Origin of the sequence: Mycobacterium sp. 2-64 (assembly GCF_035918375.1) — a bacterium.
Classification (GTDB): Bacteria; Actinomycetota; Actinomycetes; order Mycobacteriales; family Mycobacteriaceae; genus Mycobacterium; species Mycobacterium intracellulare.
Map to the genome: position 1 here is coordinate 1,935,390 of NZ_CP142361.1, position 24,527 is coordinate 1,959,916.

The window sequence follows — 24,527 nt, forward strand, 5'->3', positions numbered from 1 at the left end:
CCGAACGGCCTGAGGAGAAGGCGGGCAAACCGACCCGAGCCGTGGGCGCACCCGCCCGGGAGCGCCGATGAACGGCGGCGGGGGACCGGACATCCAGCACGGGGCACGTCCCGAACCATCGCGTGCGGGGCGTGTGGTCGTGCTGTCCGGTCCCTCCGCGGTCGGCAAGTCGACCGTGGTCCGATGCCTGCGCGAGCGGGTCCCGGACCTGCATTTCAGCGTCTCGGCCACCACGCGGGCGCCCCGGCCCGGCGAGGTCGACGGCGTCGACTACCACTTCGTCAGCCCCGCCCGCTTCCAGCAGCTCATCGACGAGGGCGCCCTGCTGGAGTGGGCCGAAATTCACGCGGGCCTGCACCGCTCGGGCACCCTGGCCGAGCCGGTTCGCGACGCCACGGCCCGCGGATTCCCGGTTTTGATCGAGGTGGACCTGGCCGGGGCCAGGGCCGTGAAGAGGGCGATGCCCGAGGCCCTGACGGTGTTTTTGGCGCCGCCCAGCTGGGAGGACTTGGAGGCCAGGCTCGTCGGCCGCGGCACCGAGACCCCGGAGGTCATGCGGCGGCGCCTCGAGACGGCCCGCATCGAAATGGCGGCCCGTGACGACTTCGACCGGGTGGTCGTCAACCGTCGATTGGAGTCTGCGTGCGCCGAATTGGTATCCTTGCTGGTGGGAACTGCCCCGGACCGGCACGACCCGGCTGGCCACACCGAAAGCCAGACCACATCCAATCAAGATTGAGCACCGACTTTTCGCCGGCGATCAGCCGTTTTGGGCTCTGGCCCGCCTTCGAACGTAGAGGAGATTGACCTCAGTGACTATTCCGCAGTCCGACGCCGCGCTGGCCGCCGTCCCCGACCGGTTCGACCTGTCCGCCGGGGCGCCGGGCGCCTACGACACCCCGCTGGGCATCACCAACCCGCCCATCGACGAGCTGCTGGACCGGGTCTCGAGCAAGTACGCCCTGGTCATCTACGCGGCCAAGCGGGCCCGTCAGATCAACGATTACTACAACCAGCTCGGCGAGGGCATCCTCGAGTACGTGGGGCCGCTGGTCGAGCCGGGGCTGCAGGAAAAGCCGCTCTCGATCGCGCTCCGCGAGATCCACGGCGACCTGCTCGAGCACACCGAGGGCGAGTAACAGGGCCGGGCCGGGCGCGCTGTGGACCGCACGCGGATCCCCAAACGAGTCGTAGTCGGTGTCTCCGGCGGCATCGCCGCCTACAAGGCGTGCACCGTCGTCCGCCAGCTGTCCGAGGCCGGCCATTCCGTCCGGGTCATCCCGACCGAGTCCGCGCTGCGTTTCGTCGGCGCGGCCACCTTTGAGGCGCTCTCCGGCCAGCCGGTGCACACCGGCGTCTTCAACGACGTTCCCGAGGTCCCGCACGTCCAGCTCGGCAAGAAGGCCGACCTGGTCGTGGTGGCCCCGGCCACGGCGGATCTGCTGGCGCGCGCGGTGCACGGTCGCGCCGACGATCTGCTGACCGCCACGCTGCTCACCGCCCGGTGCCCGGTGCTGTTCGCGCCGGCCATGCACACCGAGATGTGGTTGCACCCGGCCACCGTCGACAACGTGGCGACGTTGCGCCGGCGGGGCGCGGTGGTGCTCGAGCCCGCCGCCGGGCGCCTCACCGGGACGGACAGCGGGTCGGGCCGGCTGCCCGAAGCCGAGGAGATCACCACCCTGGCCCACCTGCTGCTGGAACGCCACGACGCGCTGCCCTACGACCTCGCCGGCTGCAAGATGCTGGTCACCGCCGGCGGCACCCGCGAACCGGTCGACCCCGTGCGCTTCATCGGCAACCGCAGCTCCGGCAAGCAGGGCTATGCCGTGGCGCGGGTGGCGGCCCAGCGCGGCGCCGAGGTCACCCTGATCGCCGGGCACACCGCCGGGCTGATCGATCCCGCCGGTGTCGAGGTCGTCCACGTCAGCTCCGCGGCCCAGCTGGGCGACGCGGTGTCCAAGCGCGCCCCGGAGGCCGACGTGCTGGTGATGGCCGCCGCGGTCGCCGACTTCCGGCCCGCGCACGTTGCCGCCGCCAAGATCAAAAAGAGCGCCTCGAATGAGACGGCGCCCCCGACGATCGAGCTGGTGCGCAACGACGACGTCCTCGCCGGGGCGGTGCGGGCCCGCGCCCACGGGCAGTTGCCCAACATGCGGGCCATCGTCGGCTTTGCCGCCGAGACCGGCGACGCCAGCGGCGACGTGCTGTTTCACGCCCGGGCCAAGCTGCAGCGCAAGGGCTGCGATCTGCTGGTGGTCAACGCCGTCGGCGAGGGCCGCGCGTTCGAGGTGGACAGCAACGACGGCTGGCTGCTGGCCTCCGACGGCACCGAGTCCGCACTGCAGCACGGCTCCAAGACATTGATGGCCAGTCGTATCGTGGATGCGATCGCCGCGTTCCTGCACGGGGACAGCGGGTAAAGCGGTCGAGTTCTTCCCGGCACCGGGACGGGTGCCGGCCGGGCTGATGCGGGCCGATATAATTCGGTTGACTAACTATTTGGAAGGATTGGCATGAGCGAAAAGGGTCGCCTGTTTACCAGTGAGTCGGTGACTGAGGGACATCCCGACAAGATCTGTGACGCGATCAGCGACTCGGTCCTCGACGCCCTGCTGGCGCAGGACCCCCGCTCACGCGTCGCGGTTGAGACCCTGGTGACCACCGGGCAGGTGCACGTGGTCGGCGAGGTGACGACGACGGCCAAGGAGGCCTTCGCCGACATCACCAACACGGTCCGCGAGCGCATCCTCGACATCGGCTACGACTCGTCGGACAAGGGCTTCGACGGGGCGTCCTGCGGGGTCAACATCGGCATCGGCGCGCAGTCGCCCGACATCGCCCAGGGCGTCGACACCGCCCACGAGACCCGCGTCGAGGGAGCCGCCGACCCGCTGGACGCGCAGGGCGCCGGCGACCAGGGCCTGATGTTCGGCTACGCGATCAACGACACCCCCGAGCGGATGCCGCTGCCCATCGCGCTGGCCCACCGCCTGTCGCGCCGGCTGACCGAGGTCCGCAAGAACGGCGTGCTGCCCTACCTGCGCCCCGACGGCAAGACGCAGGTCACCATCGAATTCGAAGACGACGTCCCGGTCCGGCTGGACACCGTGGTCATCTCCACTCAGCACGCGGCCGACATCGACCTGGAGAACACCCTGACCCCCGACATCCGGGAAAAGGTGCTCAACACCGTGCTCAACGACCTGGCGCACGACACGCTGGACACCTCCTCGACGCGGCTGCTGGTCAACCCGACCGGCAAGTTCGTCGTCGGCGGCCCGATGGGCGACGCCGGGCTGACCGGCCGCAAGATCATCGTCGACACCTACGGCGGCTGGGCGCGGCACGGCGGCGGGGCGTTCTCCGGCAAGGACCCGTCCAAGGTGGACCGCTCGGCGGCGTACGCGATGCGCTGGGTGGCCAAGAACATCGTCGCCGCCGGGCTCGCGGAGCGGGTCGAGGTGCAGGTGGCCTACGCCATCGGCAAGGCGGCGCCGGTCGGGCTGTTCATCGAGACCTTCGGGACCGCGACCGTCGACCCGGTCAAGATCGAGAAGATCGTCCCGGAGGTGTTCGACCTGCGTCCCGGCGCGATCATCCGCGACCTGGACCTGCTGCGCCCGATCTACGCGCAGACCGCCGCCTACGGGCACTTCGGCCGCACCGACGTCGAACTGCCCTGGGAGCAGCTGAACAAGGTCGACGACCTCAAGCGCGCCATCTAGGTTGCCCGCCGCCTCGAATGTGACGTCGCAGTCACGTTCGGCGCCGAGCGTGACCACAGTGTCACGTTCGACGGGTCACCGCGGTGGACCCGGGTGGTCGGAATCGAGCGCGGGCAGCCCGTCGATGCTGCGCCGGTTGCGGTTGATCAGCCGGGTGTAGGCCTCGTCGGGCGCCTTGTGGTGATACGCGTTGAGGACCGGTCGCTCGTCGACCAGCTCGTAGTAGGGCACCGCGAATCCGCACGCGTCGGCGATCCGCTCCACATCGACCACGATGATGGCGCGGATCCCCGCATGCCGGTCACCGAAATGCGTGATGAGATCGGCGAATTCGGCGTCGTCGGGCCGGATCACCCGCCCGGTGCCGAACAGCCGCAGGATCCGCGAGTTGCGGGTGAACGAGCAGAACATGACAGTGATGCGGCCGTTGTCGCGCAGATGGGCGATGGTCTCCACGCCGCTGCCGAACAGGTCCAGGTAGGCCACGGTGCGCTCGTCGAGCACCGCGAACGTGTCGCAATATCCCTTGGGGGACATGTTGATTCGGCCACCCTCCGAGGGCGCGGTGGCGACGAAGAACACGGCCTGTTCGCGGATGAAGTCGCGCAGCGACTCGTCGATGCAGTCAAATTCCTTCGCCACCCGTGCAGCGTAACCGCTAGCTAGCCGGTGAAGCGGTAGTCGCCCAGATCGAATCGCCGGCTGCGCCAGTACACCTCCGGGGTGGTGCCCGGCCGCAGCGGCACGTCGCCGTTCTTGTCGAAGTAATAGCTGTTGGCCAACCTGCAACTGTCCTGCCAGAAGATCTGCCGGTGCCGCCGGCGCATCATCTCGGCGAAGTAGCGGTCGTTGGCTTCCTCGCTCACCTCGACGCGGGTCGCGCCCAGGCGCTCCGCCCGCTTGAGGCACCGCACGATGTGATGGGTCTGCGCCTCGATGAGCGCGAAATACGAAGAGCCGACGTAACCGTACGGGCCGAACACCGTGAACAGGTTGGGGAAGCCCGGAACGGTGACGCCCTCGTAGGCCTGCAAGCGGTGCTCGTCCCAGAACCGGCTCAGCGAGCGACCGCCGCTGCCGGTGACCGCGAACGTGGGGACGCTGTCGGGGTCCATCACCTTGAAGCCGGTCGCCAGGATGAGCACGTCGATCTCGTGGGTTTCGCCGTCGGTGGTCGCCACCGCGTCGGGCGTGATCTTGTCGATCGGTTCGGTGATCAGGCGCACGTTGTCGCGGTTGAACGTGGCCAGGTAGCCGTTGTGGAAGCCGGGGCGCTTGCAGCCGACGGCGTAGCGCGGGGTGAGTTGCTCGCGCACCACCGGGTCGCGGACCTGCCGCCGCAGATAGGCGCGTCCCAGCGTGGCCATCCTCTTGGCCAGCGGGATCACCGTGAAGTAGTGCGCCGAGATCGGGAAGGTCAGTTCCACGTACGCCTGGCTGAGCAGCCGCTGCAGCGCCTTGCCGCCCGGGATGCGCATCGCCCAGCGCGCCGGCGCGGGCAGCGGGACGTCCAGCTTCGGGAAACACCAGATCGGGGTGCGCTGAAACACGGTGAGCGACGAGACAATTGGCGCGATCTCGGGGATCACCTGCACGGCCGACGCGCCGGTGCCGATCACCGCGACGCGCTTGCCGCGCAAATCCTGGCCGTGATCCCACCGCGCGGTGTGCATCGTGACGCCGGCGAACGAGTCCACGCCGTCGATGTCGGGCAGGTTCGGCACCGTCAGCACGCCGCAGGCGCTGATCAAAAACCTCGCCGTGACTTCGCCGCCGGGGTCGGTCTGCACCCGCCACAGCCCGCGCTCGTCGTCGAAGTCGGCCGCCTGCACCTTGGTGTTGAACCGGATCCGCGAGCGGACGCCGTACTTGTCGGCGCAGTGTTCGGCGTAGGCCTTGAGCTCGCGGCCCGGCGCGTAGGTGCGCGACCAGTGCCGGCTCTGCTCGAAGGAGAACTGGTAGGAGAACGACGGAATGTCCACCGCGATACCGGGATAGGTGTTCCAGTGCCAGGTGCCGCCGACCCCGTCGCCGGCCTCGAGCACCAGGTAATCGGGCAGCCCCGCCTTGTCGAGGTTGATGGCGGCGCCGATGCCGGAGAATCCGGCACCGATGATCAGCGTGTGGTAATCGGGGGTTTCCCCGTCCATCCGGGCGAAGGTGCGCTCCGTCATGAACTCACCGTACGCCCCGGGCTCAGCCCCGCAGGGCGGTTCGCAGCGCCGCCAGGCCGCGCTCGAGCGCCGCGGTGGCCGCGGGCACCACACCGGCGTAGCCCAGGTAGCCGTGCACCAGCGTCTCGGCGTTGTGCACCTCGGCGGCGACCCCGGCAGCCGCCAGCAGTTCGCCGTACCGGATGCCGTCGTCGCGCAGCGGGTCATAGCCGGCGACGCCGATGTAGGCCGGCGCCAGGTTGCTCAGGTCCTTCGCGCGCCCCGGCGCCATGTCCGACGGCGGGTCGGACAGGTCGACTTCGCCCGCGTACCAACGGGAGAACTCGGCGACGGCCCTGACGTCGAGGATCGGCGCGGTGGCGTTCTCGGCGAAGGACGGCAGCGTGGCGTCCCACATGGTCGACGGGTACCACAACAACTGGAATTTCAGGGCCGGTCCGCCGTGATCGCGTGCCCGCTGCGCGACCGCGGCGGCGATCGTGCCGCCGGCCGAATCCCCGGCGACGGCCATCCGGCCCGGGTCGCCGTGCAGGTCGGCGGCGTGCCCGGCGACCCAAAGCGTTGCCGCCCACGCGTCTTCGACCGCGCCGGGGTAGGGGTGCTCGGGCGCGAGCCGGTAGTCGACCGACACCACGATCGCGTCGGCGCCGACGGCATGCTGGCGCGCCGTGCCGTCGTGGGTGTCGAGGTCGCCGATCACGAAGCCGCCGCCATGGAAGAACAACACGACGGGCGCCCCGGTTTGACCGTCGGAATGGCTTGGCGGCCAATAGATCCGGATCGCGACCGGCCCGGCGGGGCCGGCAATCGTGCGGTCCTCGACCCGCAGCTCGGGATGCAGCGGCCTGCGCGGCAGGTCGCGGAACCGCTGGCGCGCCGCGGCGATGCCGTCCTCGGTGGATAGCCGGAAGGGAACCGCGTCCAGTACCTTCTGCAGGATGGGGTCGATCGCGGGTTTCTCGTCGGCTGTGTTATCCAAGCTGGGCATGGACGTACCGTACGCACCTCGTCTGGTGGCCGGCGCCTGGGTGGTGGCCGGCTGGGTGGCCCTCGGCTACGGCATCTACCTGACCGTGCTGGCGCTGCGCTCGCCGCCCGGAATGGAGCTGACCGGGCACTGGGTGCTGCAGCCGGCGTTCAAGGCCTCGATGGCGATCCTGCTGATGCTCGCCGCCGCCGGGCACGGATGCGTACGGGAGCGGCGGTGGCTGATGCCGGCCCTGCTGTTGTCGGCCCTGGGCGACTGGGTGCTCGCGATCCCGTGGTGGACGCTGTCCTTCGAGATCGGCCTGGCGGCATTCCTGTTGGCGCACATGTGTTTCATCGGTGCCCTGCTGCCGCTGGTTCCCCCGCTGTCGTGGTCGTCGCAAGCCGAGCGGCCCGCGGCGCTCCGGATCGCCGCGGTGGTCCTGATGTGCCTGGTGTCGATCGCGCTGCTGGTGTGGTTTTGGCCGCACCTGGGCCCGGACAAGCTGACGTTGCCGGTGACGGTCTACATCGTGGTGCTGACCGCGATGGTGTGCACGGCGCTGCTGGCGAAAATGCCGACGATCTGGACGGCGGTGGGGGCGGTGTGTTTCGCGGCCTCGGATTCGATGATCGCGATCAGCCGCTTCATCCTGGGCAACGAGGCGCTCGCCGTGCCGATCTGGTGGTCGTACGCGGCGGCCCAGATCCTGATCACGGCGGGATTCTTCTTCGGCCGCGAGCTTCCCGGCCAGGACGGCGGGGACGCCGCGGCGCCCGCCGAAGGCTGATCTGTCGGTGGTCGCCGGTACGCTGCGGGCCGGACGGTAAAGGCATTGGATAGCACCATGATTCGCGGCCCGAGGGCGCCGTGAGCCCCAGCGCGCGCACGCCGGTCGAAGTGGAACCCATCGCCCGCGTGCTGCCGATGCTGTCCGTGCCGCACCTGGACCGCGAGTTCGACTATCTGGTGTCGGCCGAGCAGTCCGACGATGCCCAGCCCGGGGTGCGGGTCCGGGTGCGTTTCCATGGCCGGCTGGTCGACGGGTTCGTGCTGGAGCGCCGCGCCGACACCGACCACCCGGGCAAGCTGGGCTGGCTGGACCGCGTCGTGTCGGCCGAACCGGTGCTCACCCCCGAGATCCGCCGGCTGGTCGACGCGGTGGCCGCGCGCTACGCGGGCACCCGTCCCGACGTCTTGCGGCTGGCCGTGCCGGCCCGCCACGCCAGGGTGGAGCGGGAGCCCGTCGTGAGCCGGGACCCGCCGGGCCCGGCGATCCCGGACCCCGTCGACCCCGCGGGCTGGGACGGCTACGGGCGGGGCGCTCAATTCCTGGCCGCCCTGGCCGAGTCGCGGGCCGCCCGGGCCGTCTGGCAGGCGCTGCCGGGCGAGCCGTGGACCGACCGATTCGCCGAGGCCGCCGCCCAAACGGTGCGGGCCGGCCGGTCCGCGCTGGCGATCGTTCCCGACCAGCGCGACCTGGACGCCCTGTGGCGGGCGGCGACGACACGGATCGACGAGGGCAGCGTGGTCGCCCTGTCGGCGGGTCTGGGCCCCGCGGCCCGGTATCGCCGCTGGCTGGCGGCGCTGCGGGGCACCGCGCGGCTGGTGATCGGCACCCGCAGCGCGGTGTTCGCGCCGCTGAGCGACCTGGGCCTGGTCATGGTGTGGGCCGACGCCGACGACAGCCTGGCCGAGCCGCGGGCCCCGTATCCGCACGCCCGCGAGGTGGCGATGCTGCGCGCGCACCAGGCCCGGTGCGCGGCCCTGATCGGCGGCTACGCGCGCACCGCGGAGGCCCACGCGCTGGTGCGCAGCGGATGGGCGCACGACATCGTCGCGGCGCGGCCCGTGGTGCGCGCCCGCACCCCGCGGGTGAGCGCGCTCGACGACACCGGCTACGCCGACGAGCGCGACCCGGCGGCCCGCACGGCGCGCATTCCCTCGATCGCGCTGCGCGCGGCCCGCTCGGCGTTGCAGGCCGGGACTCCGGTACTGGTGCAGGTGCCGCGGCGCGGATACGTCCCGTCGCTGGCGTGTGCGCGCTGCCGCACCATCGCCCGGTGCCGGCACTGCACCGGGCCGCTGTCGCTGCAGGAGGGGGGCGCCGCGCTGCTCTGCCGCTGGTGCGGGCGGATCGACCCGACGCGCCGGTGCGCGCGCTGCGGTTCGGACGCGGTGCGCGCCGTGGTCGTCGGGGCCCGCCGCACCGCCGAAGAGCTCGGCCGCGCGTTTCCGGGCACGGCGGTGATCACCTCGTCGGGCGACGGCGTCGTGCCCGAGGTCGCGCCCGGACCGGCCCTGGTGGTCGCCACCCCGGGGGCCGAACCGCGCGCGTCCGGTGGTTACGGGGCGGCGCTGCTGTTGGACCCGTGGGCGCTGCTGGGCCGGCAGGATCTGCGCGCCGCCGAGGACGCGTTGTGGCGCTGGATGAGCGCCGCCGCGCTGGTGCGTGCTCGCGGCGACGGCGGCGTGGTGCTGGTGATCGCCGAATCATCGCTTCCCACAGTGCAATCGCTGATCCGCTGGGATCCGGTGGGGCACGCGGAAGCGGAACTGACCGCCCGCGCCGAGGTGGGCCTGCCGCCGAGCGTGCACATGGCGGCCATCGACGGAACGCCCGACGCGGTGACCGCGCTGCTCGGCGAGGTCCGGCTCGCCGAACTGGAAGCCGACCTGCTCGGGCCGGTGGACCTGCCGGCCGGCGTGCGCCGCCCGGCCGGGACCCCGGCGGGCGTGGCGGTGACGAGAATGCTGGTGCGCGTGCCCCGCCGGCAGGGCCTGGCGCTGGCGGCCGCGCTGCGCCGCGGCGTCGGTGTGCTCAGCGCCCGGCAAACCCATGAGCCCGCCCGGGTCCAGATCGATCCGCTGCACATCGGCTAGCGGTCACAAACCGTTACCCTGGGCGACAGTATGTGCATGCAATATTTCCTGTTTACGACATTCGAAGGTTGCTACACTTTCTATTCCTTAGCCGCCGAGAGGCCGGAAACAATCCGGGGAGGGGCGATATGACAGCGGACAACGCGACCGTTGACGAGTCGTTGGATGTCATCACCGACGCTTTGCTGACGGCCTCCCGTTTGCTGATGGCGATCTCGGCCCGTTCGGTCGGGCAGGTCGACGAGACCATCACCATCGCGCAGTTCCGGACGCTGGTGATCCTGTCCAACCGCGGCCCGGTCAATCTGGCCACCCTGGCGGGTCTGTTGGGCGTGCAGCCGTCGGCCACCGGCCGGATGGTGGACCGGCTGGTCGCCGCCGGACTGATCGACCGCCTGCCGCACCCGACCTCGCGCCGTGAGCTGCTCGCCGCGCTGACCACGCGCGGACGCGACGTCGTCCACCAGGTCACCGCGCACCGGCGCACCGAGATCGCGGCCATCGTCGCGAAGATGCCGCCGCCCGAGCGCCACGGGCTGGTGCGGGCGCTGACCGCGTTCACCGCGGCCGGTGGCGAGCCCGACGTGCACCTGGACGCCGATATCGGCCTGTAGCCGCCGGGTCTACCCCGCCTAGTCGGTCCGCTTGGTGGCGGTGAGCAGCAGGTACTCCCACCCCATGGTGCCGTCGGCGAGGTATTGCTGCGCGAGCTCGACGAGTTGGGCGTCGAGCTCGGCGGCCAGCACCCGGTTGTGGCCGATGTTCGCGTAGGCCTCGATCGTCGGGCCGTAGTGCCGCTTGAAGTAGGCGTGGACGTCTTCCGCGCTGGCGAACCGGTCCACCGCCAACATCCCACGCGCCGTGGTGATTTCGCCGACGCGGTCGCCCAGCAGCGCGGTGACGTAGCCGGGCCGTCCCCACAGCGCCGCCGGCGGCACGGGGTGCGACAGGCTCGGGCGATAGGGCCGGATGGTGGCCAGCATCCGCCCGAAGAAGCCCTCCGGGGTCCAGCTGATCACGCCGATCGTGCCGCCGGGCCGGCAGACCCGGACGAGCTCGCCGGCGGCGCGTTGCTGGTCGGGCGCGAACTGCACGCCGATCGCCGACATGACGACGTCGAATTCGCCGTCGCCGAACGGCAGCGCGTGCGCGTTGGCCTCCCGGTAGTCGATCGTCAGGCCCTGCGCCGCGGCCCGGTCCCGCGAGCGCAGGAGCAGCTCGGGGGTGAGGTCGGTGGAGACGACGGCCGCGCCGGCGGCGGCGGCCGGCAGCGAGATGTTGCCCGAGCCGGCGGCGACGTCGAGGACTCGGACGCCGGGCCCGATGCCGGTGGCCTCGACGAGGGCGGGGCCCAGCGGGGCCATCACTTCCTCGGCCATCAGGGCGTAGTCGCCCAGCGCCCAAACCGTGCGGTGTGTGGCGGCGACTCGGGCGTCGCTGATGGTGGAGTCGACGGTCATCAGACCTCCTTGGGGGAACGGAAAGGTTGTCTTCGACGTCGATGTCGACACGCGCGGTTTCACGCCGCTCAGATCATGACTACTAGAAATAATAGTCATAAGCAATAGTATACGCGCGCAATTCCGGTCTCCTCGGGTGGGTCCGGCCGGCCTCCGGCGCTTTCTAGACTGGGCCGGTGCGCCTTGTCTTCGCCGGTACTCCCGAGCCCGCGCTGCCCGCACTGCGCCGCCTCATCGACTCGCCACGCCACGACGTGATCGCGGTGCTGACCCGGCCCGACGCCGCCGCCGGGCGACGCGGCAAGCCGGAGCCGTCGCCGGTGGCCCGTGAGGCGCTCGACCGGGGCATTCCGGTGCTGCGGCCGTCGCGGCCCAACTCGGCGGAATTCGTCGCGGAGCTGTCGCGGCTGGCGCCGGACTGCTGCGCGGTCGTGGCCTACGGCGCGCTGCTGCGCGACGACCTGCTGGCGGTGCCCCCGCGGGGCTGGATCAACCTGCACTTCTCGCTGCTGCCCGCCTGGCGCGGCGCCGCGCCGGTCCAGGCGGCCATCGCGGCGGGGGACACCATCACGGGGGCCTCGACGTTCCAGATCGAGCCGACCCTGGACTCGGGCCCGATCTACGGGGTGGTGACCGAGACGATCCGCCCGACCGATACCGCCGGGGAATTGCTTGAGCGACTGGCCATTTCGGGCGCGGCGCTGTTGTCGACCACGTTGGACGGCATCGCCGACTCGACGTTGACGCCGCGGCCGCAGCCGGCCGAGGGGGTCAGCGTCGCCCCCAAGATCACCGTGGAGCAGGCCCGGGTGCGCTGGGATCTGCCGGCGCTCGTGGTGGAACGCCGCATTCGCGCCGTCACGCCCAACCCCGGCGCGTGGACCGTGATCGGCGACCTGCGCGTCAAACTCGGGCCGGTCGACGCCGCCGTCGCGTCCGGTTCGCCAGAACCGTTGCCGCCCGGCGCGATTCACGTCGATCGCAAAGGCGTCTGGGTCGGCACCGGTTCGGATCCGGTTCGCCTGGGTCAAATCCAGCCGCCCGGAAAGAAATTCATGAACGCGGTCGACTGGGCGCGCGGCGCCCGGCTCGACCCCGCGGTGCGGGCGACATGAGCGCCGGCCGTGACGGGCGCCAGCGCAACCGGCCGGACCGCCAGCCGGCCCGGCCGCAGCGCCGGCCTGCGCAGCGGGATCGGCGGCCCGCCCGCCGGCCGCTGGACCCGGCCCGGGCAGCGGCGTTCGAGGTGCTACGGGCGGTCAGCGAGCGCGATGCGTACGCGAACCTGGCGCTGCCCGCGCTGCTGCGCGAGCGCGGAATCACCGGCCGCGACGCCGCATTCGCCACCGAGCTGACGTACGGCGCGTGCCGCAGCCGTGGCCTGCTCGACGCGGTCATCGGCGCGGCCGCCGGGCGCGCCCCGCAAGCCATCGACCCCGTCCTGCTCGACCTGCTGCGCCTGGGCGCGTATCAGTTGCTGCGCACCCGGGTCGATGCGCACGCCGCGGTGTCCACCACCGTCGAACAGGCAGGCATCGAATTCGACTCGGCGCGAGCGGGTTTCGTCAACGGGGTGCTGCGCACCATCTCCGGGCGCGACGAACAATCCTGGGTCGCGGAGCTGGCGCCGGACCCGGCGCGGGACCCGATCGGGCACGCCGCGTTCGTGCACGCCCATCCCCGGTGGATCGCCCAGGCCTTCGCCGACGCGCTGGGCGCGGCCGCGGGCGAACTCGACGCGGTGCTCGCCAGCGACGACGAACGGCCCCAGGTGCATCTGGCCGCTCGCGCTGGCACGCTGACCGCCGTCGAGCTGGCGGACGCGGTGGGCGGCACCGTCGGGCGGTATTCGCCGTACGCGGTGTACCTGCCGGGCGGCGATCCCGGGCGGCTGGCGCCGGTGCGCGACGGTGCGGCGCTGGTCCAGGACGAGGGCAGCCAGCTGGTGGCGCGCGCGCTGACCCTGGCGCCGGTCGAGCGCGACGGCGGCCGCTGGCTCGACCTGTGCGCCGGGCCGGGCGGCAAGACGGCGCTGCTGGCGTCGCTGGGCGCGGGATCCGGGGCCCACGTCACCGCGGTGGAGCCGGCCCCGCGCCGCGCCGACCTAGTGACCGAGAACACCCGCGGCCTGCCGGTCGACGTGCTGCGGGTCGACGGCCGGCACACCGACCTCGAGCCGGCGTTCGACCGGGTGCTCGTCGACGTGCCCTGCACCGGGCTGGGGGCCTTGCGCCGCCGGCCCGAGGCCCGGTGGCGCCGTCAACCGTCCGACGTGCCGGCACTGGCCAAGCTGCAGCGCGAGTTGCTGGGCGCCGCGATCGCGCTGACCCGTCCCGGGGGTGTGGTGCTCTACGCCACCTGTTCGCCGCACCTGGCCGAAACCGTCGGGGTGGTCGCCGACGCGCTGCGCCGCCATCCGGTGAGCGCGCTGGACACCCGGCCGTTGTTCGAGCCCGTCGACCACCTGGGCGACGGGCCTTACGTTCAGCTGTGGCCGCACCGGCACGGCACCGACGCGATGTTCGCGGCCGCGCTGCGCCGCGAAGCGGGGTAGCGGGGGCGCGACACGAAGAACCCCGCCGCGGCCGCGCTGCGCCGCGAAGCGGGGTAGCGCCGGGCGCGACACGACGAACCCCGCCGCGGCCGCGCTGCGCCGCGAAGCGGGGTAGCGGGGGCGCGACACGAAGAACCCCGCCGCGGCCGCGCTGCGCCGCGAAGCGGGGTAGCGCCGCCAGATGTGAACCGGCCCGCGCGGCTCAGTAGTCTGGCGCTCATGGCTGGCAACACGGAATCATCGAAGGGGCCCCTGATCGCACCGTCGATCCTTTCCGCTGACTTCTCCCGGCTCGCCGACGAGGCCGCCGCCGTGACCGGCGCCGACTGGCTGCACGTCGACGTGATGGACAACCACTTCGTGCCGAACCTGACCCTCGGGCTGCCGGTGGTGGAGAGCCTGCTGGCGGCCACCACCATCCCGATGGACTGCCATCTGATGATCGAGGACCCCGACCGCTGGGCGCCGCCCTACGCGGAGGCGGGGGCCTACAACGTCACCTTCCACGCCGAGGCCACCCAGAATCCGATCGCGGTCGCGCGCGACATCCGCGCCGCCGGCGCCAAAGCGGGGATCAGCGTTAAGCCGGGCACGCCGCTCGAGCCGTACCTGGAGATCCTGCCGCAGTTCGACACCCTGCTCATCATGTCGGTGGAGCCCGGCTTCGGCGGCCAGAGCTTCATTCCCGAGGTCCTGAGCAAGGTGCGCACGGCCCGCAAGCTGATCGACGCGGGGGAGTTGACGATCCTTGTCGAAATCGACGGCGGGATCAACGGGGACACCATCGAGCAGGCCGCCGAGGCGGGCGTCGACTGCTTCGTCGCCGGGTCGGCCGTCTACGGCGCCGCCGACCCGGCGACGGCGATCGACGCGTTGCGCCGTCAGGCCGCCGCCGCGTCCCCGCATTGGCGTCGATGACCGTTTCCCCGGGTGACGGCCTTGACGCCGCGATGCGCTTGGCGATCGAGCAGTCCACTCTCGTCAAGGGAACGACGTATCCGAATCCCCCGGTGGGCGCGGTCATCCTGGACGCCGGCGGGGAGGTGGTCGGCGTGGGCGGCACGGAGCCGGCCGGCGGCGATCATGCCGAGATCCTGGCGCTGCGCCGCGCCGGCGACCTGGCCGCGGGTGGGACCGTCGTGGTCACGCTCGAGCCGTGCAACCACTACGGCAAGACGCCGCCGTGCGTGAACGCGCTGCTGGACGCGAAGGTGGCCACGGTGGTCTACGCGGTCGCCGACCCCAACCCGCAGGCCGCCGGGGGCGCGCGGCGGCTCGAGGAGGCGGGCGTCGCGGTGCGATCCGGAGTGCTGGCCGACGAGGTCGCGCGCGGGCCGCTGCGCGAGTGGCTGCACAAGCAGCGGACCGGGCTGCCGCATCTGACGTGGAAGTACGCCAGCAGCGTCGATGGCCGCAGCGCGGCCGCCGACGGCTCCAGCCAGTGGATTTCCAGCGAGGCCTCACGGCTGGACCTGCACCGCCGCCGCGGGGCATGCGACGCGATCGTGGTGGGCACGGGCACCGTGCTGGCCGACGACCCGGCGCTGACGGCCCGCTTGCCCGACGGCTCGCTGGCCGCGCGACAGCCGCTGCGGGTCGTCGTGGGGATGCGCGAAATACCTTCGGAGGCAAAGGTTCTCAACGACGATTCGCGAACCATGCTGATCCGGACGCACGACCCCGCCGAGGTGCTCAAGGCCGTGTCGGACCGCACCGACGTGCTGTTGGAGGGCGGCCCGACCCTGGCGGGCGCCTTCCTGCGGGCCGGGGCGGTGGACCGAATCCTCGCCTACGTCGCGCCGACCCTGTTGGGGGGACCGGTCACCGCGGTCGACGACGTCGGTGTGTCGACGATCGCGCGGGCGTTGCGCTGGCAGTTCGACGGAATCGATCGGGTGGGACCCGACGTGGTACTCAGCCTGGTGCCGCGCAGCGCCTAGCGCTCGCTCAGCGAAACTTCTTGCGGCTCAGGGATTTCCGGTTCCTCGGCGTGTTCATTGCGGCCGCCGATCAGTAGACCCAGCAGCGCGCCCGCGATGCAGATCACGACGGTGGCCGCGAAGATGTCGCCGTACATCATGGCGAACGCCTTGAGGTACATCGTTCCCTGCGCGGCGATCCGCTCCAACAGGGTGGCGTCGGGCGGGATCGCGGCCGTCAGGCCCGCCACGATCTGGTTGAACCGGTACAGGCCCCACGCGCTGAGCGCGGCCACCCCGATCAGCATGCCCGTCATCCGGGCCACCACCACGGCCGCCGAGGCGATGCCGTGCTGGGCCGACGGGACGACGCGCAGCGCGGCCGACGTCAGCGGCCCGATCACCAGTCCGAGGCCGAAGCCCGCCACCAGCAGGTCGGCGTGCAGCACCGGGACGTTGAGCAGCCCCAGGATGTTGTGTTTCTGGCTCATCACGTCCTGGCGCCAGTAATGGATCAGCCAGTACCCGTACGCCGCGATGAGCAGCCCGACGAAGGTCACCGCCCGGTCGCCGACGCGGGTGGCGATCCACCCGCCCAGCACCGCCCCGATCGGCAGCGCGATCAAAAACCACAGCAACAGCCCGGCGGCCTGCGTCTGGGTTTGCCCCAGCACTCCCTGGCCGAACAGCTCGACGTCGACCAGGGTCACCATCAGCGCCGCGCCCGCGAACAACGAGGCGCCCAGCGCGGCCAGGAACGGCCGGAAGCGCACGCCGGCCGGTTCGATCAGCCGGGTCCGGGAGAAGCGTTCCCACAGCAGGAACAGCACCCCGACCACGCCCGCGCCGATCACCAGCGGCAACCCGTAGCTAGGCAGGATCTGCTTGCCGTCGGGCTGCGGGTTGTACAGGCCGATCACGGCGAGCCCCAGCGCGACCGCGAGCAGCACGCCACCGACCAGGTCGACCTTCTCGGGCGTTTCGGTGCGTTCGTGCGACGGCAGGCTGAACTGGATCATCACCATCGCGATGAGGGTCAGCGGGACGTTGATCCAGAACACGTAGCGCCAGTCGTGGAACAGGAAGACGATGAAGATCCCGTACAGCGGGCCCAGCACGCTGCCGAGCTCTTGGGCGGCGCCGATGCCGCCGAGCACGCCGGCGCGGTTGCGCTGGGCCCACAGGTCGGCGCCCAGGGCGAGGGTGACCGGCAGCAGCGCGCCGCTGGCCACACCCTGGATCGTGCGGCCGCCGACCAGCAGGTGGAAATCGCCCCAATGACCGGCCAGCGCGGTGACCACCGAGCCGACCATGAACAGCGCCAGGCTGACCTGCAGCACCAGCTTGCGGCCGAACCGGTCGGACGCCCGGCCCAGCAGCGGCATGGCGGCGATGTAGCCCAGCAGGTACATCGTGATGATCCACGTGATGCGCTGCAGCTGGTTGATGGGAATGTGAACGTCGCTCATGATGTCGCGCATGATCGTCACGACGACATAGGCGTCCAGGGCGCCCAGCAGAACCGCCAGGCTGCCTGCGCTGATCGCGACGCGGCGCCCGGTTTGTGTGGTCACGAGCTCACCGGGGGCTTGGTGACCTGAACCTGCTCGCCCCACTTCGACAGGGTGACCTCGGCGGAATTGCCCGAACTCTTCTCCAGGTTGGCGCGCACCAGCTGGTGGTCACCGGACTCCTGGATCCACACCGTGCTCGGGACCCGCTGGGTCGCGTTGAACTGCGGCACGATCTTGTTCACCGCGTCGGCCGAGACGTTGCCGCTGACCTTGATGGTGCTCTGCCCGTCGATGGTCTCGCGGCCCTCGGCCTTGGCGTCGCTGAAGTTCGCCAGCGCGTTGCCCAGCCCGCTGTCCGGGTTCAGCAGCACCGACACGTCGTAGATGTCGGACGCCTTGCCGAAATCGCTCCACTTGTTGGGGGTCAGCGTGGCGTACAGGGTCCCGTCGACGACCACGAAGTTGGCGTCGATGTCGGAGCCGCCCAAGGTGATGGTGGCGTTGCCCGACGCGGCGGTGGCCGGTGCCGTGGTGAGGTCACCGTTGAGCGTCTTGATGGGGAGCCCGGGGATCTTGCCCTGGATGCTCAGCGCGATGTGCGCACTCTGCACCTTCTTGGTGGCGTCGGCCGACTGCTTGACCAAGGTCGTGCCGTCGGGCAGTGGTGCGCCGCTCTGCTTTGAGCCCGACGAGCAGCCGGCGATCAAGGCGGTGGCGAGGGTCAGGGATGCGAGGACGGCCGATAGACGGCGGCGGGTCTGCATACTTCGCATCGTAGAGGGTGCCGGTGACTGCCCTGGTGAACGCGGGGCCCCGGTGTCGCCCGTGCGGTGGTGTTTGCCCTGCTCATCCGCGTACGGGCGGGCCAATTAGCCTTAGGGGATGTTTACCGGAATTGTCGAGGAACTCGGGGAGGTGACGGGTCGCGACGTCCTTTCCGACGCGGCGCGGCTGACGATCCGCGGAGCCGTCGTGACCGCCGACGCGGGCCATGGCGACTCGATCGCCGTCAACGGCGTGTGCCTGACCGTCGCCGAGCTGCTGCCCGGCGGGCTGTTCACCGCCGACGTGATGGGCGAAACGCTGAACCGGTCGAACCTCGGCGCATTGCAGGTCGGCAGCCGGGTGAACCTGGAGCGCGCCGCGGCCGTCAACAGCCGGCTGGGCGGGCACATCGTGCAGGGCCACGTCGACGGGACGGGGCAGATCGTGGCCCGCTCGCCGTCCGAGCACTGGGAGGTCGTGCGCATCGAGATCCCCGCGGAGGTGGCCCGCTACGTCGTGGAGAAGGGGTCGATCACCGTCGACGGGATCTCGTTGACGGTGTCCGGGCTCGGCAGTGACCCGCGCGACTGGTTCGAGGTCTCGTTGATTCCCACCACCCGCGAACTGACCACCCTGGGCCAGGCTCCGATCGGGACGCAGGTGAACCTCGAAGTCGACGTGATCGCGAAATACGTCGAGCGGTTGATGTCCCGCTGATCAAGCCGTCGCAATAACGGCGCCGCCGGCGTGGTTCATACTGAATGCAACACGTGGGCTTCTCGTGTGGGCCGTTTTGACAGTGTTCCCCCTCGGAAAAGCGGGGACGGCGAGGTAGCAGGGATGACGAGGTTGGACTCCGTCGAGAGGGCGGTTGCCGACATTGCGGCCGGCAAGGCCGTCATCGTCATTGACGACGAGGACCGCGAGAACGAGGGCGATCTGATCTTCGCCGCCGAGAAGGCGACGCCGGAGATGGTGGCGTTCATGGTGCGCTACACCTCGGGATACCTGTGCGTGCCGCTGGACGGGGCGATCTGCGACCGCCTGGGGCTGCTGCCGATGTACGCCGTGAACCAGGACAAGCACGGCACCGCTTACACAGTCACGGTGGACGCGAAAGATGGTGTGGGAACCGGCATTTCGGCATCCGACCGCGCCACGACGATGCGGCTGCTCGCCAATCCCATCAGCGTCGCCGACGATTTCACCCGCCCCGGTCACGTGGTTCCGTTGCGCGCCAAGGACGGTGGCGTGCTGCGCCGGCCCGGTCACACCGAGGCCGCGGTCGACCTGGCCCGGATGGCCGGCCTGCAGCCCGCGGGCGCCATCTGCGAGATCGTCAGCCAGAAGGACGAAGGCTCGATGGCGCAGACCGACGAGCTGCGGGTGTTCGCCGACGAACACGACCTCGCCATGATCACCATCGCCGACCTGATCGAGTGGCGGCGCAAGCACGAGAAGCACATCGCCCGCATCGCCGAGGCCCGGATCCCGACTCGGCACGGCGAGTTTCGTGCCATCGGCTACGCCAGCATCTACGAGGAAGTCGAACACGTCGCGCTGGTGCGCGGCGAGATCGCCGGGCCGGACTCCGACGGCGACGACGTGCTGGTGCGCGTGCACTCCGAGTGCCTGACCGGTGACGTCTTCGGTTCCCGCCGCTGCGACTGCGGGCCGCAGCTGGACGCCGCCATGGCGATGGTCGCCCGCGAGGGGCGCGGCATCGTGCTCTACATGCGCGGCCACGAGGGCCGCGGCATCGGCCTGATGCACAAACTGCAGGCCTATCAGCTGCAGGACGCCGGCGAGGACACCGTCGACGCCAACCTCAAGCTCGGATTGCCCGCCGACGCAAGGGATTACGGGATCGGCGCGCAGATCCTGGTCGACCTCGGCGTGCGCTCGATGCGGCTGTTGACCAACAACCCGGCCAAGCGCGTCGGGCTGGACGGGTACGGCCTGCACATCATCGAGCGGGTGCCGCTTCCCGTGCGCGCCAACGCGGAGAACATCCGTTACCTGATGACCAAGCGGGACAAGATGGGCCACGACCTGGCCGGGCTGGACGACTTTCACGAATCCGTCCACCTGCCAGGTGAATTCGGTGGTGCGTTGTGAGTCGCGCCGCCGACGATGCAGAACGAAGTGATGCGCGGGAGCGGCGCCCATGAGCCCCGCCGAGGGGGTGCCGGAGGTTCCCCCGCTCGATGCGTCCGGCCTGCGACTGGCCCTCGTTGCGAGTACCTGGCACAGCGAGATCTGCGACGCACTGCTGGCGGGTGCCAGCAAGGTGGCCTCGGAATCGGGTGTCGACGACCCGACGGTGGTCCGGGTGATCGGCGCGATCGAGATTCCGGTGGTGGCCCAGGAGCTTGCCCGCAACCACGACGCCGTCGTCGCGCTGGGCGTCGTGATCCGTGGGCAGACACCGCATTTCGAATACGTCTGCGATGCGGTGACCCAGGGCCTGACCCGGGTGTCGCTGGACACTTCCACACCGGTGGCCAACGGGGTGCTGACCACCGACACCGAGCAGCAGGCACTGGACCGCGCCGGCCTTCCGGAATCGGCCGAGGACAAAGGGGCCCAAGCCACGCTGGCCGCCCTGACCACCGCGCTGACCCTGCGTGAGTTGCGCGCTCGGTCGTGACTGAGCCTCCCGACCGCGAGACCTGGGATGCGGTGTTGCGCCCCCACCGCACGCCGCTGTTCGCCTATGGGGCTGCGGTGCTCATCGCCGGCGCGCACATCGTGGTGGGGCTGTTGCTCAAGGCGAGATCGACCGGCGTGGTTTTTCAGACTGCCGACCAGGTGGCGATCGCGGTGCTGGGGCTGGTCATCGCCGGCATCGTGCTGTTGTTCGCCCGCCCCCGGCTGCGGGTCGGGCCGTCGGGCGTATCGGTGCGAAACCTGCTGGGAGACAAGCTGATCGAGTGGCCCGATGTTGTCGACGTCTCGTTTCCGGTGGGCCACCGCTGGGCGCGCATCGATTTGCCCGATGACGAGTACATCCCGGTGATGGCCATCCAGGCCGTCGACAAGGGCCGCGCGGTGGAGGCCATGGACACGGTGCGCGCGTTGCTGACGCGCTATCGGCCGGACCTGCCGGCCTCCTGAGCGCCGTACAGGCCGGCGGGCTCGCTGCGTACCCGCAGCGGCCCGCCGCCTGACTACCTAACGCTTGAGTCGGAGACCCGTATCGGAGGCACTCAGTATCTGGTGCAGTCCGTCATCATCTGCTGGAAAATCGGCAGGGCCTGCTGCGCCCCCTGGTTGTGCTCGATCGCGTGCAGCAGGTTCACGCGTTGATCGGGCGACGACGCCAGGTACTGCTGCAAAAACTGCTGGTTCGGCGGCGACTGGTCGAGGTACTGAGCGGCCATCGGGTTCTCCGCGTGCACGGCCCGCATCGCCTGGTCGTAGCTACAGGTAGTGTTGATCATCGGACCGTAATCGGGGCTGGCCGATGCGACCCCGGCCCCAGCGGTCGACGCCAAAGCCAGGCCGCCGACGGTGACGGCCAGTTTGGCCCACGAGCGCTTCATCATTTACGGACTCCCTCCATTGCTGTGCCCCCACTCTAACGTTGAGTTAGAGGCTTGGTAGCCAGAACCGGCGCCGCCCAAACCGCCGGCAACGCTTACGGGCCGCTCAGGGGGCGTCCGTCTGCCCCGGTTCCGCCCCCTCGCTTTCGGGGCCCCAGCTGCTCGGTAGCAGCGGCATCCGGGGTCCGTCGTCCAAGGAATCGGCGCCGATTGTGGTCAACCCCACTGGGGCCGCATCGGGCCCGCGGGCGGTGCCGGCGAACCCCAGGGGCCCCGCCCCCCGGTCCGTGGCCGTCGCCGTGGTTTTGCCGGCGGCATCGGGCTCCGGGTCGGCGTCGAGGTATTCGTGGCGGCGGCCGGGGTCGATCAGGCCGGGCCGCTGGCGGCGTCGGCGGCGGCCCTGTTCCCGCCGGGCCGGGGCGGTCGCCGCGGCCGCGGTGCCGGGTTCGGCCGATCTCTGCTGGGACCGCGCGCCGGCCGGGAGGTTCGCACCGGCGCCGATGCCCGGCGGGCCGACGACGTAGGGGTAATCGAAGCCGGCGACGGCGGTCGCGGGTGGCGCCGCGGGCGCCGCGGCGGATGCCGGGGCCGCCGCCGGTGCGGGCGCGGGCGCCGCGGCCGGTGTTGCGGCCGGGGCGGGGGCGCTCAGGCCGGGCGCCATCGCGACGGGCGCTCCGGTGTGGGACGGCGCCGGCGCGGCCGCCGCCACGGGCAGGGTGGGCGCGGGCGGCGCGACGCCGGCCAGCCCGGCCAGCCCCGCCAGGCCGGCCGCCCCGGCGACGGGCAGGAACGGGACGATCAGCCCGACCGAGAGCTGAGTCAACTGCGGCACTTGGGGAATGAAGGTGTAAAGCGACTCGCCCGCCCAGTGCGGAACCTTGAGGAGTAGCGGGTCAGTCAGCAGGCTGTGGATGGCCGTGGACGGGTTGGACCCAGGCTGGTTCAGGTCCGTGGTGAGTTCTTGGGCGACCATCTGCACGCGATCTACCCACCAGCTCAGCTGATTTGCCCCCCCGCCCGCATCTTGGTTCGGGGGGTTGGTCAGCTGGATCGGCGGGGGTGGCGCGGTGGGCGGGACCCACGTCATCGCGGTCTGGGACACCGCTTCATACATCGCCATCGCGGTGGCTGCCCGCAGCCACATCTGCAAATACTCGAACTCGTTTTGCGCGATCGGAATCGTATTGACACCAAGGAAATTCGTCGCTATCAGGGAGGCGTTCAGGGCTTTGTTGGCTGCTATCTCTGCCAGTGTCGGCATGGCCGCGACCGCGGCGTTGTACGCCGCGATCACGGTGTCGTGCTCGAGGGCCGCCGCCGTGGCGTTGGCGCTGTTCTGTAAAAGCCAGGCCAGGTACGGCACGTGCGCGGCCACGAACTTCTCCGCGGTGGGACCCTGCCACGTCCCGGCCTGCACCTCGGCCAACAACTCGCTGAGTTCGGTAGCCGCCGTGTCGTATTCGGCGCTCAAGTTCAGCCACGCCGTCTCCGAGTTCAACAACGAGGCGGGCCCCGGGCCGGTGGTGAGCGCCGCCGAATTCACTTCCGGTGGAAAGGCCGCCCAGATCGGCATCGTCATCGTTGGCCACCCTCGTCGTTGCGACACTGCGATTCGTTCGAAGGCTGCGGTCGCCGATGTCGCGTGGCAGTGACGAGGGCGGCCGCGGTGCGGACAGCGGTCCGCATGTCATGAAGCTTATCGCCAGAGTGTCCGCAAATACGGATACGATTCCCGACTTTCACCGGAAATGCGAAGGTATTTTTCAGTCAGTGGACAGCCGGGCAAGGAACCCGTTCAACAGGAGCGTCTGAACCAACCCCGTCTGCTGCGGGGCGCTCAGGCCGGGCAGCTCGCCGACCCGGAACGGCTCGGTGCTCGACGCGAGGAACCGCATCGCGGCCTCGTGGTCGAGGCCGGCGGCCACGGACAGCTGAGCGAAGTGCAGGACAACGCGATCGGCGGCGCGGGTCACCCGCGCGTAGAGCGGCTGGTGCTTGCGCACCAGCGTCCGGGCGTCGATTCCGGCCGTGTCGCTCACCCGCCCGACCGGCGGGCATCGGCCGCGCCGGACCAGGACATCCTCCAATGCGCCGAGGCCGTCGGCGACGATGTCGGGGCCCTCGACGGTGCGCAGGGTGTCGTGCACCAGGTCTTCCAGGCCGGCGCGGGCGCCCGCGTCGTCCAGGTGCCGCGGCGACAGGCGGGTGTGCAGCCGGGGGTCGCGCAAGCTCAGCGCGTAGAGCGCGTGCGTGACGAGCGTGAGCACGGTGGGTGCGTGCAGCCCGATCGTCAGATGGACGGATGGCTCCGAGCGCGTTTCGGCCGAATGCACTTGGCCGCGTGGCAGATACAGCACGTCGCCGGCGCGCAGGCACACGTCGGTCGCCGCCGCCGCCGGCCCGTCCGTCCCGACCCCTTTGCGGCTTTCGATCTCGTGCGGCGGCACGGGGGCGCCGGTGGACACATGCCACGTCTTGGATCCCCGGATCTGCAGGACCAGCACGTCGTGCGGGTCGTAGTGCGGGGCAAAGCCGGTGGCGTCGGGCGGCGTGACATAGGCGTTGACCCGCGTCGGGAAGTTCAGCTCGACCTCGAGGGAATGCGACAGCGTGGCGACCGTGCGCAGGTACCGCTCGAGGCCGTTCAGCACGATGGTGTACCCGTCGGCCAGGCCCTCGCGGGCGCGGTCCGGGTCGAGGCTGCCGTCGCCGCGGCGATAGCTCGCCGGATCCCTGTCCTGGCCGCCCTTCACCAGCCGCACGGCCGACGGCTCCGCTCGCATCTGCTCGAGGAGTTCGTCGGCCGCGGGCAGCAGGCCGTCGAAGTAACCCGGCTCGCCACGCTGGATGTGGTGGTGCCTGATCGCCCAGATCTCGTCGAGGAACGCCTCGACCGAGACCGGCCGCAGCAACCAGGCGAGCGAGGACTCGGCGGCCACTGTTCCTCCCAACCCTTCCCGGCCTCCCCAACGTTCGTGGGCACCACAGTAGACCGGCGCCCCGCCTTTCTCGGCACGT

General features: G+C 70.8%; 24 protein-coding genes. 15 read left to right on the forward strand and 9 right to left on the reverse strand.

Annotated features, from left to right (window positions below; all coding sequences use genetic code 11):
* Positions 1–67: 67 nt before the first annotated feature.
* The 4 genes from gmk (at position 68) to metK (ending at position 3,728) form a co-directional block, all read left to right on the forward strand.
* On the forward strand, positions 68–739 hold the full coding sequence (gene gmk / locus QGN31_RS09540) for a guanylate kinase (protein ID WP_085976452.1): 672 nt from the start codon (positions 68–70) through the stop codon (positions 737–739).
* Positions 740–812: 73 nt separating this feature from the next.
* Positions 813–1,139 carry a DNA-directed RNA polymerase subunit omega gene (gene rpoZ / locus QGN31_RS09545; RefSeq protein ID WP_008258195.1) on the forward strand — a complete coding sequence of 109 codons (327 nt, stop codon included), beginning with the start codon at positions 813–815 and terminating at the stop codon, positions 1,137–1,139.
* A 21-nt stretch (positions 1,140–1,160) separates the two neighbouring features.
* A complete protein-coding gene (gene coaBC, locus QGN31_RS09550; RefSeq protein WP_014942474.1) occupies positions 1,161–2,423 on the forward strand; it encodes a bifunctional phosphopantothenoylcysteine decarboxylase/phosphopantothenate--cysteine ligase CoaBC in 1,263 nt (420 codons plus the stop codon).
* A 93-nt stretch (positions 2,424–2,516) separates the two neighbouring features.
* The gene (metK, locus tag QGN31_RS09555; protein WP_008258192.1) at positions 2,517–3,728 is read left to right on the forward strand and encodes a methionine adenosyltransferase; all 1,212 of its coding nucleotides are present in this window, start codon (positions 2,517–2,519) and stop codon (positions 3,726–3,728) included.
* Between the two features lie 75 nt (positions 3,729–3,803).
* Here the strand turns inward: metK and QGN31_RS09560 are convergent, their stop codons facing one another.
* The 3 genes from QGN31_RS09560 to QGN31_RS09570 are packed head-to-tail and all read right to left on the reverse strand — an operon-like array spanning position 3,804 to position 6,890.
* Positions 3,804–4,370: a pyridoxamine 5'-phosphate oxidase family protein gene (locus QGN31_RS09560; RefSeq protein WP_014942473.1), complete on the reverse strand. Its 567-nt coding sequence runs from the start codon at positions 4,368–4,370 to the stop codon at positions 3,804–3,806.
* Positions 4,371–4,390: 20 nt separating this feature from the next.
* Positions 4,391–5,878 (reverse strand): flavin-containing monooxygenase, encoded by a 1,488-nt coding sequence (locus QGN31_RS09565; protein WP_193375561.1) that lies wholly within the window; start codon positions 5,876–5,878, stop codon positions 4,391–4,393.
* 46 nt (positions 5,879–5,924) lie between these two features.
* Positions 5,925–6,890 (reverse strand): alpha/beta hydrolase, encoded by a 966-nt coding sequence (locus QGN31_RS09570; RefSeq protein ID WP_008258189.1) that lies wholly within the window; start codon positions 6,888–6,890, stop codon positions 5,925–5,927.
* On the opposite strand from QGN31_RS09570, the gene QGN31_RS09575 reads away from it, so the two are divergent.
* The 3 genes from QGN31_RS09575 (at position 6,889) to QGN31_RS09585 (ending at position 10,366) form a co-directional block, all read left to right on the forward strand.
* Entirely contained in the window at positions 6,889–7,659 is a 771-nt protein-coding gene (locus QGN31_RS09575) for a lysoplasmalogenase (RefSeq protein ID WP_036429014.1), read from the forward strand. The genes QGN31_RS09570 and QGN31_RS09575 overlap by 2 nt on opposite strands.
* Before the next feature lie 80 nt (positions 7,660–7,739).
* Complete coding sequence (locus tag QGN31_RS09580) at positions 7,740–9,752, forward strand: primosomal protein N' (protein ID WP_201407484.1); 2,013 nt, start codon at positions 7,740–7,742, stop codon at positions 9,750–9,752.
* Positions 9,753–9,880: 128 nt separating this feature from the next.
* Positions 9,881–10,366, forward strand: a complete 486-nt coding sequence (locus QGN31_RS09585; protein WP_008258186.1) for a MarR family winged helix-turn-helix transcriptional regulator — start codon at positions 9,881–9,883, stop codon at positions 10,364–10,366.
* An 18-nt stretch (positions 10,367–10,384) separates the two neighbouring features.
* On the opposite strand, the gene QGN31_RS09590 is transcribed toward QGN31_RS09585, so the two are convergent.
* Positions 10,385–11,212, reverse strand: coding sequence for a class I SAM-dependent methyltransferase (locus QGN31_RS09590; RefSeq protein ID WP_008258185.1), 828 nt, complete (start codon positions 11,210–11,212; stop codon positions 10,385–10,387).
* A gap of 176 nt (positions 11,213–11,388) precedes the next feature.
* Here QGN31_RS09590 and fmt point away from each other — a divergent pair, with 176 nt between their 5' ends.
* The 4 genes from fmt to ribD all read left to right on the forward strand — a co-directional run bounded on the left by fmt (position 11,389) and on the right by ribD (position 15,706).
* Complete coding sequence (fmt, locus tag QGN31_RS09595) at positions 11,389–12,327, forward strand: methionyl-tRNA formyltransferase (protein WP_014942469.1); 939 nt, start codon at positions 11,389–11,391, stop codon at positions 12,325–12,327.
* On the forward strand, positions 12,324–13,766 hold the full coding sequence (locus QGN31_RS09600) for a 16S rRNA m5C967 methyltransferase (protein ID WP_008258183.1): 1,443 nt from the start codon (positions 12,324–12,326) through the stop codon (positions 13,764–13,766). Before fmt ends, QGN31_RS09600 begins: the two co-directional genes overlap by 4 nt.
* A 210-nt stretch (positions 13,767–13,976) precedes the next feature.
* A complete protein-coding gene (gene rpe / locus QGN31_RS09605) occupies positions 13,977–14,684 on the forward strand; it encodes a ribulose-phosphate 3-epimerase (RefSeq protein ID WP_085978381.1) in 708 nt (235 codons plus the stop codon).
* Positions 14,681–15,706 (forward strand): bifunctional diaminohydroxyphosphoribosylaminopyrimidine deaminase/5-amino-6-(5-phosphoribosylamino)uracil reductase RibD, encoded by a 1,026-nt coding sequence (ribD, locus tag QGN31_RS09610; RefSeq protein ID WP_014942467.1) that lies wholly within the window; start codon positions 14,681–14,683, stop codon positions 15,704–15,706. Before rpe ends, ribD begins: the two co-directional genes overlap by 4 nt.
* Here ribD and QGN31_RS09615 read toward each other — a convergent pair.
* Entirely contained in the window at positions 15,703–17,259 is a 1,557-nt protein-coding gene (locus QGN31_RS09615; protein WP_014942466.1) for an MFS transporter, read from the reverse strand. The two genes, ribD and QGN31_RS09615, sit on opposite strands and share 4 nt — an antisense overlap.
* The gene (locus tag QGN31_RS09620; protein ID WP_008258177.1) at positions 17,256–17,963 is read right to left on the reverse strand and encodes an LppX_LprAFG lipoprotein; all 708 of its coding nucleotides are present in this window, start codon (positions 17,961–17,963) and stop codon (positions 17,256–17,258) included. Before QGN31_RS09620 ends, QGN31_RS09615 begins: the two co-directional genes overlap by 4 nt.
* A 118-nt stretch (positions 17,964–18,081) precedes the next feature.
* On the opposite strand from QGN31_RS09620, the gene QGN31_RS09625 reads away from it, so the two are divergent.
* From QGN31_RS09625 to QGN31_RS09640, 4 genes are all read left to right on the forward strand, one after another.
* Positions 18,082–18,681: a riboflavin synthase gene (locus tag QGN31_RS09625; protein WP_014385265.1), complete on the forward strand. Its 600-nt coding sequence runs from the start codon at positions 18,082–18,084 to the stop codon at positions 18,679–18,681.
* 123 nt (positions 18,682–18,804) lie between these two features.
* The gene (locus tag QGN31_RS09630) at positions 18,805–20,082 is read left to right on the forward strand and encodes a bifunctional 3,4-dihydroxy-2-butanone-4-phosphate synthase/GTP cyclohydrolase II (protein ID WP_008258174.1); all 1,278 of its coding nucleotides are present in this window, start codon (positions 18,805–18,807) and stop codon (positions 20,080–20,082) included.
* Positions 20,083–20,131: 49 nt separating this feature from the next.
* Positions 20,132–20,614, forward strand: a complete 483-nt coding sequence (ribH, locus tag QGN31_RS09635) for a 6,7-dimethyl-8-ribityllumazine synthase (RefSeq protein ID WP_008258173.1) — start codon at positions 20,132–20,134, stop codon at positions 20,612–20,614.
* On the forward strand, positions 20,611–21,081 hold the full coding sequence (locus QGN31_RS09640; RefSeq protein ID WP_014385263.1) for a PH domain-containing protein: 471 nt from the start codon (positions 20,611–20,613) through the stop codon (positions 21,079–21,081). The genes ribH and QGN31_RS09640 overlap by 4 nt, the downstream gene beginning before the upstream one ends.
* A 92-nt stretch (positions 21,082–21,173) precedes the next feature.
* Here QGN31_RS09640 and QGN31_RS09645 read toward each other — a convergent pair whose 3' ends face one another.
* The 3 genes from QGN31_RS09645 to QGN31_RS09655 all read right to left on the reverse strand — a co-directional run bounded on the left by QGN31_RS09645 (position 21,174) and on the right by QGN31_RS09655 (position 24,448).
* Positions 21,174–21,512 carry a hemophore-related protein gene (locus tag QGN31_RS09645; RefSeq protein WP_008258171.1) on the reverse strand — a complete coding sequence of 113 codons (339 nt, stop codon included), beginning with the start codon at positions 21,510–21,512 and terminating at the stop codon, positions 21,174–21,176.
* A 103-nt stretch (positions 21,513–21,615) separates the two neighbouring features.
* Complete coding sequence (locus QGN31_RS09650) at positions 21,616–23,088, reverse strand: PPE family protein (RefSeq protein WP_014942464.1); 1,473 nt, start codon at positions 23,086–23,088, stop codon at positions 21,616–21,618.
* 184 nt (positions 23,089–23,272) lie between these two features.
* Positions 23,273–24,448, reverse strand: a complete 1,176-nt coding sequence (locus QGN31_RS09655) for a cupin domain-containing protein (protein ID WP_014942463.1) — start codon at positions 24,446–24,448, stop codon at positions 23,273–23,275.
* Positions 24,449–24,527: the final 79 nt, after the last annotated feature.

Excerpts from the sequence above, each read along its gene's own strand:
- gmk (WP_085976452.1), top strand. The coding sequence starts at position 68 with ATGAACGGCGGCGGGGGACCGGACATCCAGCACGGGGCACGTCCCGAA.
- metK (WP_008258192.1), top strand. The coding sequence starts at position 2,517 with ATGAGCGAAAAGGGTCGCCTGTTTACCAGTGAGTCGGTGACTGAGGGA.
- QGN31_RS09565 (WP_193375561.1), bottom strand. The coding sequence starts at position 5,878 with ATGGACGGGGAAACCCCCGATTACCACACGCTGATCATCGGTGCCGGA.
- QGN31_RS09575 (WP_036429014.1), top strand. The coding sequence starts at position 6,889 with ATGGACGTACCGTACGCACCTCGTCTGGTGGCCGGCGCCTGGGTGGTG.
- QGN31_RS09570 (WP_008258189.1), bottom strand. The coding sequence starts at position 6,890 with ATGCCCAGCTTGGATAACACAGCCGACGAGAAACCCGCGATCGACCCC.
- QGN31_RS09585 (WP_008258186.1), top strand. The coding sequence starts at position 9,881 with ATGACAGCGGACAACGCGACCGTTGACGAGTCGTTGGATGTCATCACC.
- QGN31_RS09590 (WP_008258185.1), bottom strand. The coding sequence starts at position 11,212 with ATGACCGTCGACTCCACCATCAGCGACGCCCGAGTCGCCGCCACACAC.
- QGN31_RS09600 (WP_008258183.1), top strand. The coding sequence starts at position 12,324 with ATGAGCGCCGGCCGTGACGGGCGCCAGCGCAACCGGCCGGACCGCCAG.
- ribD (WP_014942467.1), top strand. The coding sequence starts at position 14,681 with ATGACCGTTTCCCCGGGTGACGGCCTTGACGCCGCGATGCGCTTGGCG.
- QGN31_RS09620 (WP_008258177.1), bottom strand. The coding sequence starts at position 17,963 with ATGCAGACCCGCCGCCGTCTATCGGCCGTCCTCGCATCCCTGACCCTC.
- QGN31_RS09625 (WP_014385265.1), top strand. The coding sequence starts at position 18,082 with ATGTTTACCGGAATTGTCGAGGAACTCGGGGAGGTGACGGGTCGCGAC.
- QGN31_RS09630 (WP_008258174.1), top strand. The coding sequence starts at position 18,805 with ATGACGAGGTTGGACTCCGTCGAGAGGGCGGTTGCCGACATTGCGGCC.
- ribH (WP_008258173.1), top strand. The coding sequence starts at position 20,132 with ATGAGCCCCGCCGAGGGGGTGCCGGAGGTTCCCCCGCTCGATGCGTCC.
- QGN31_RS09645 (WP_008258171.1), bottom strand. The coding sequence starts at position 21,512 with ATGATGAAGCGCTCGTGGGCCAAACTGGCCGTCACCGTCGGCGGCCTG.
- QGN31_RS09650 (WP_014942464.1), bottom strand. The coding sequence starts at position 23,088 with ATGACGATGCCGATCTGGGCGGCCTTTCCACCGGAAGTGAATTCGGCG.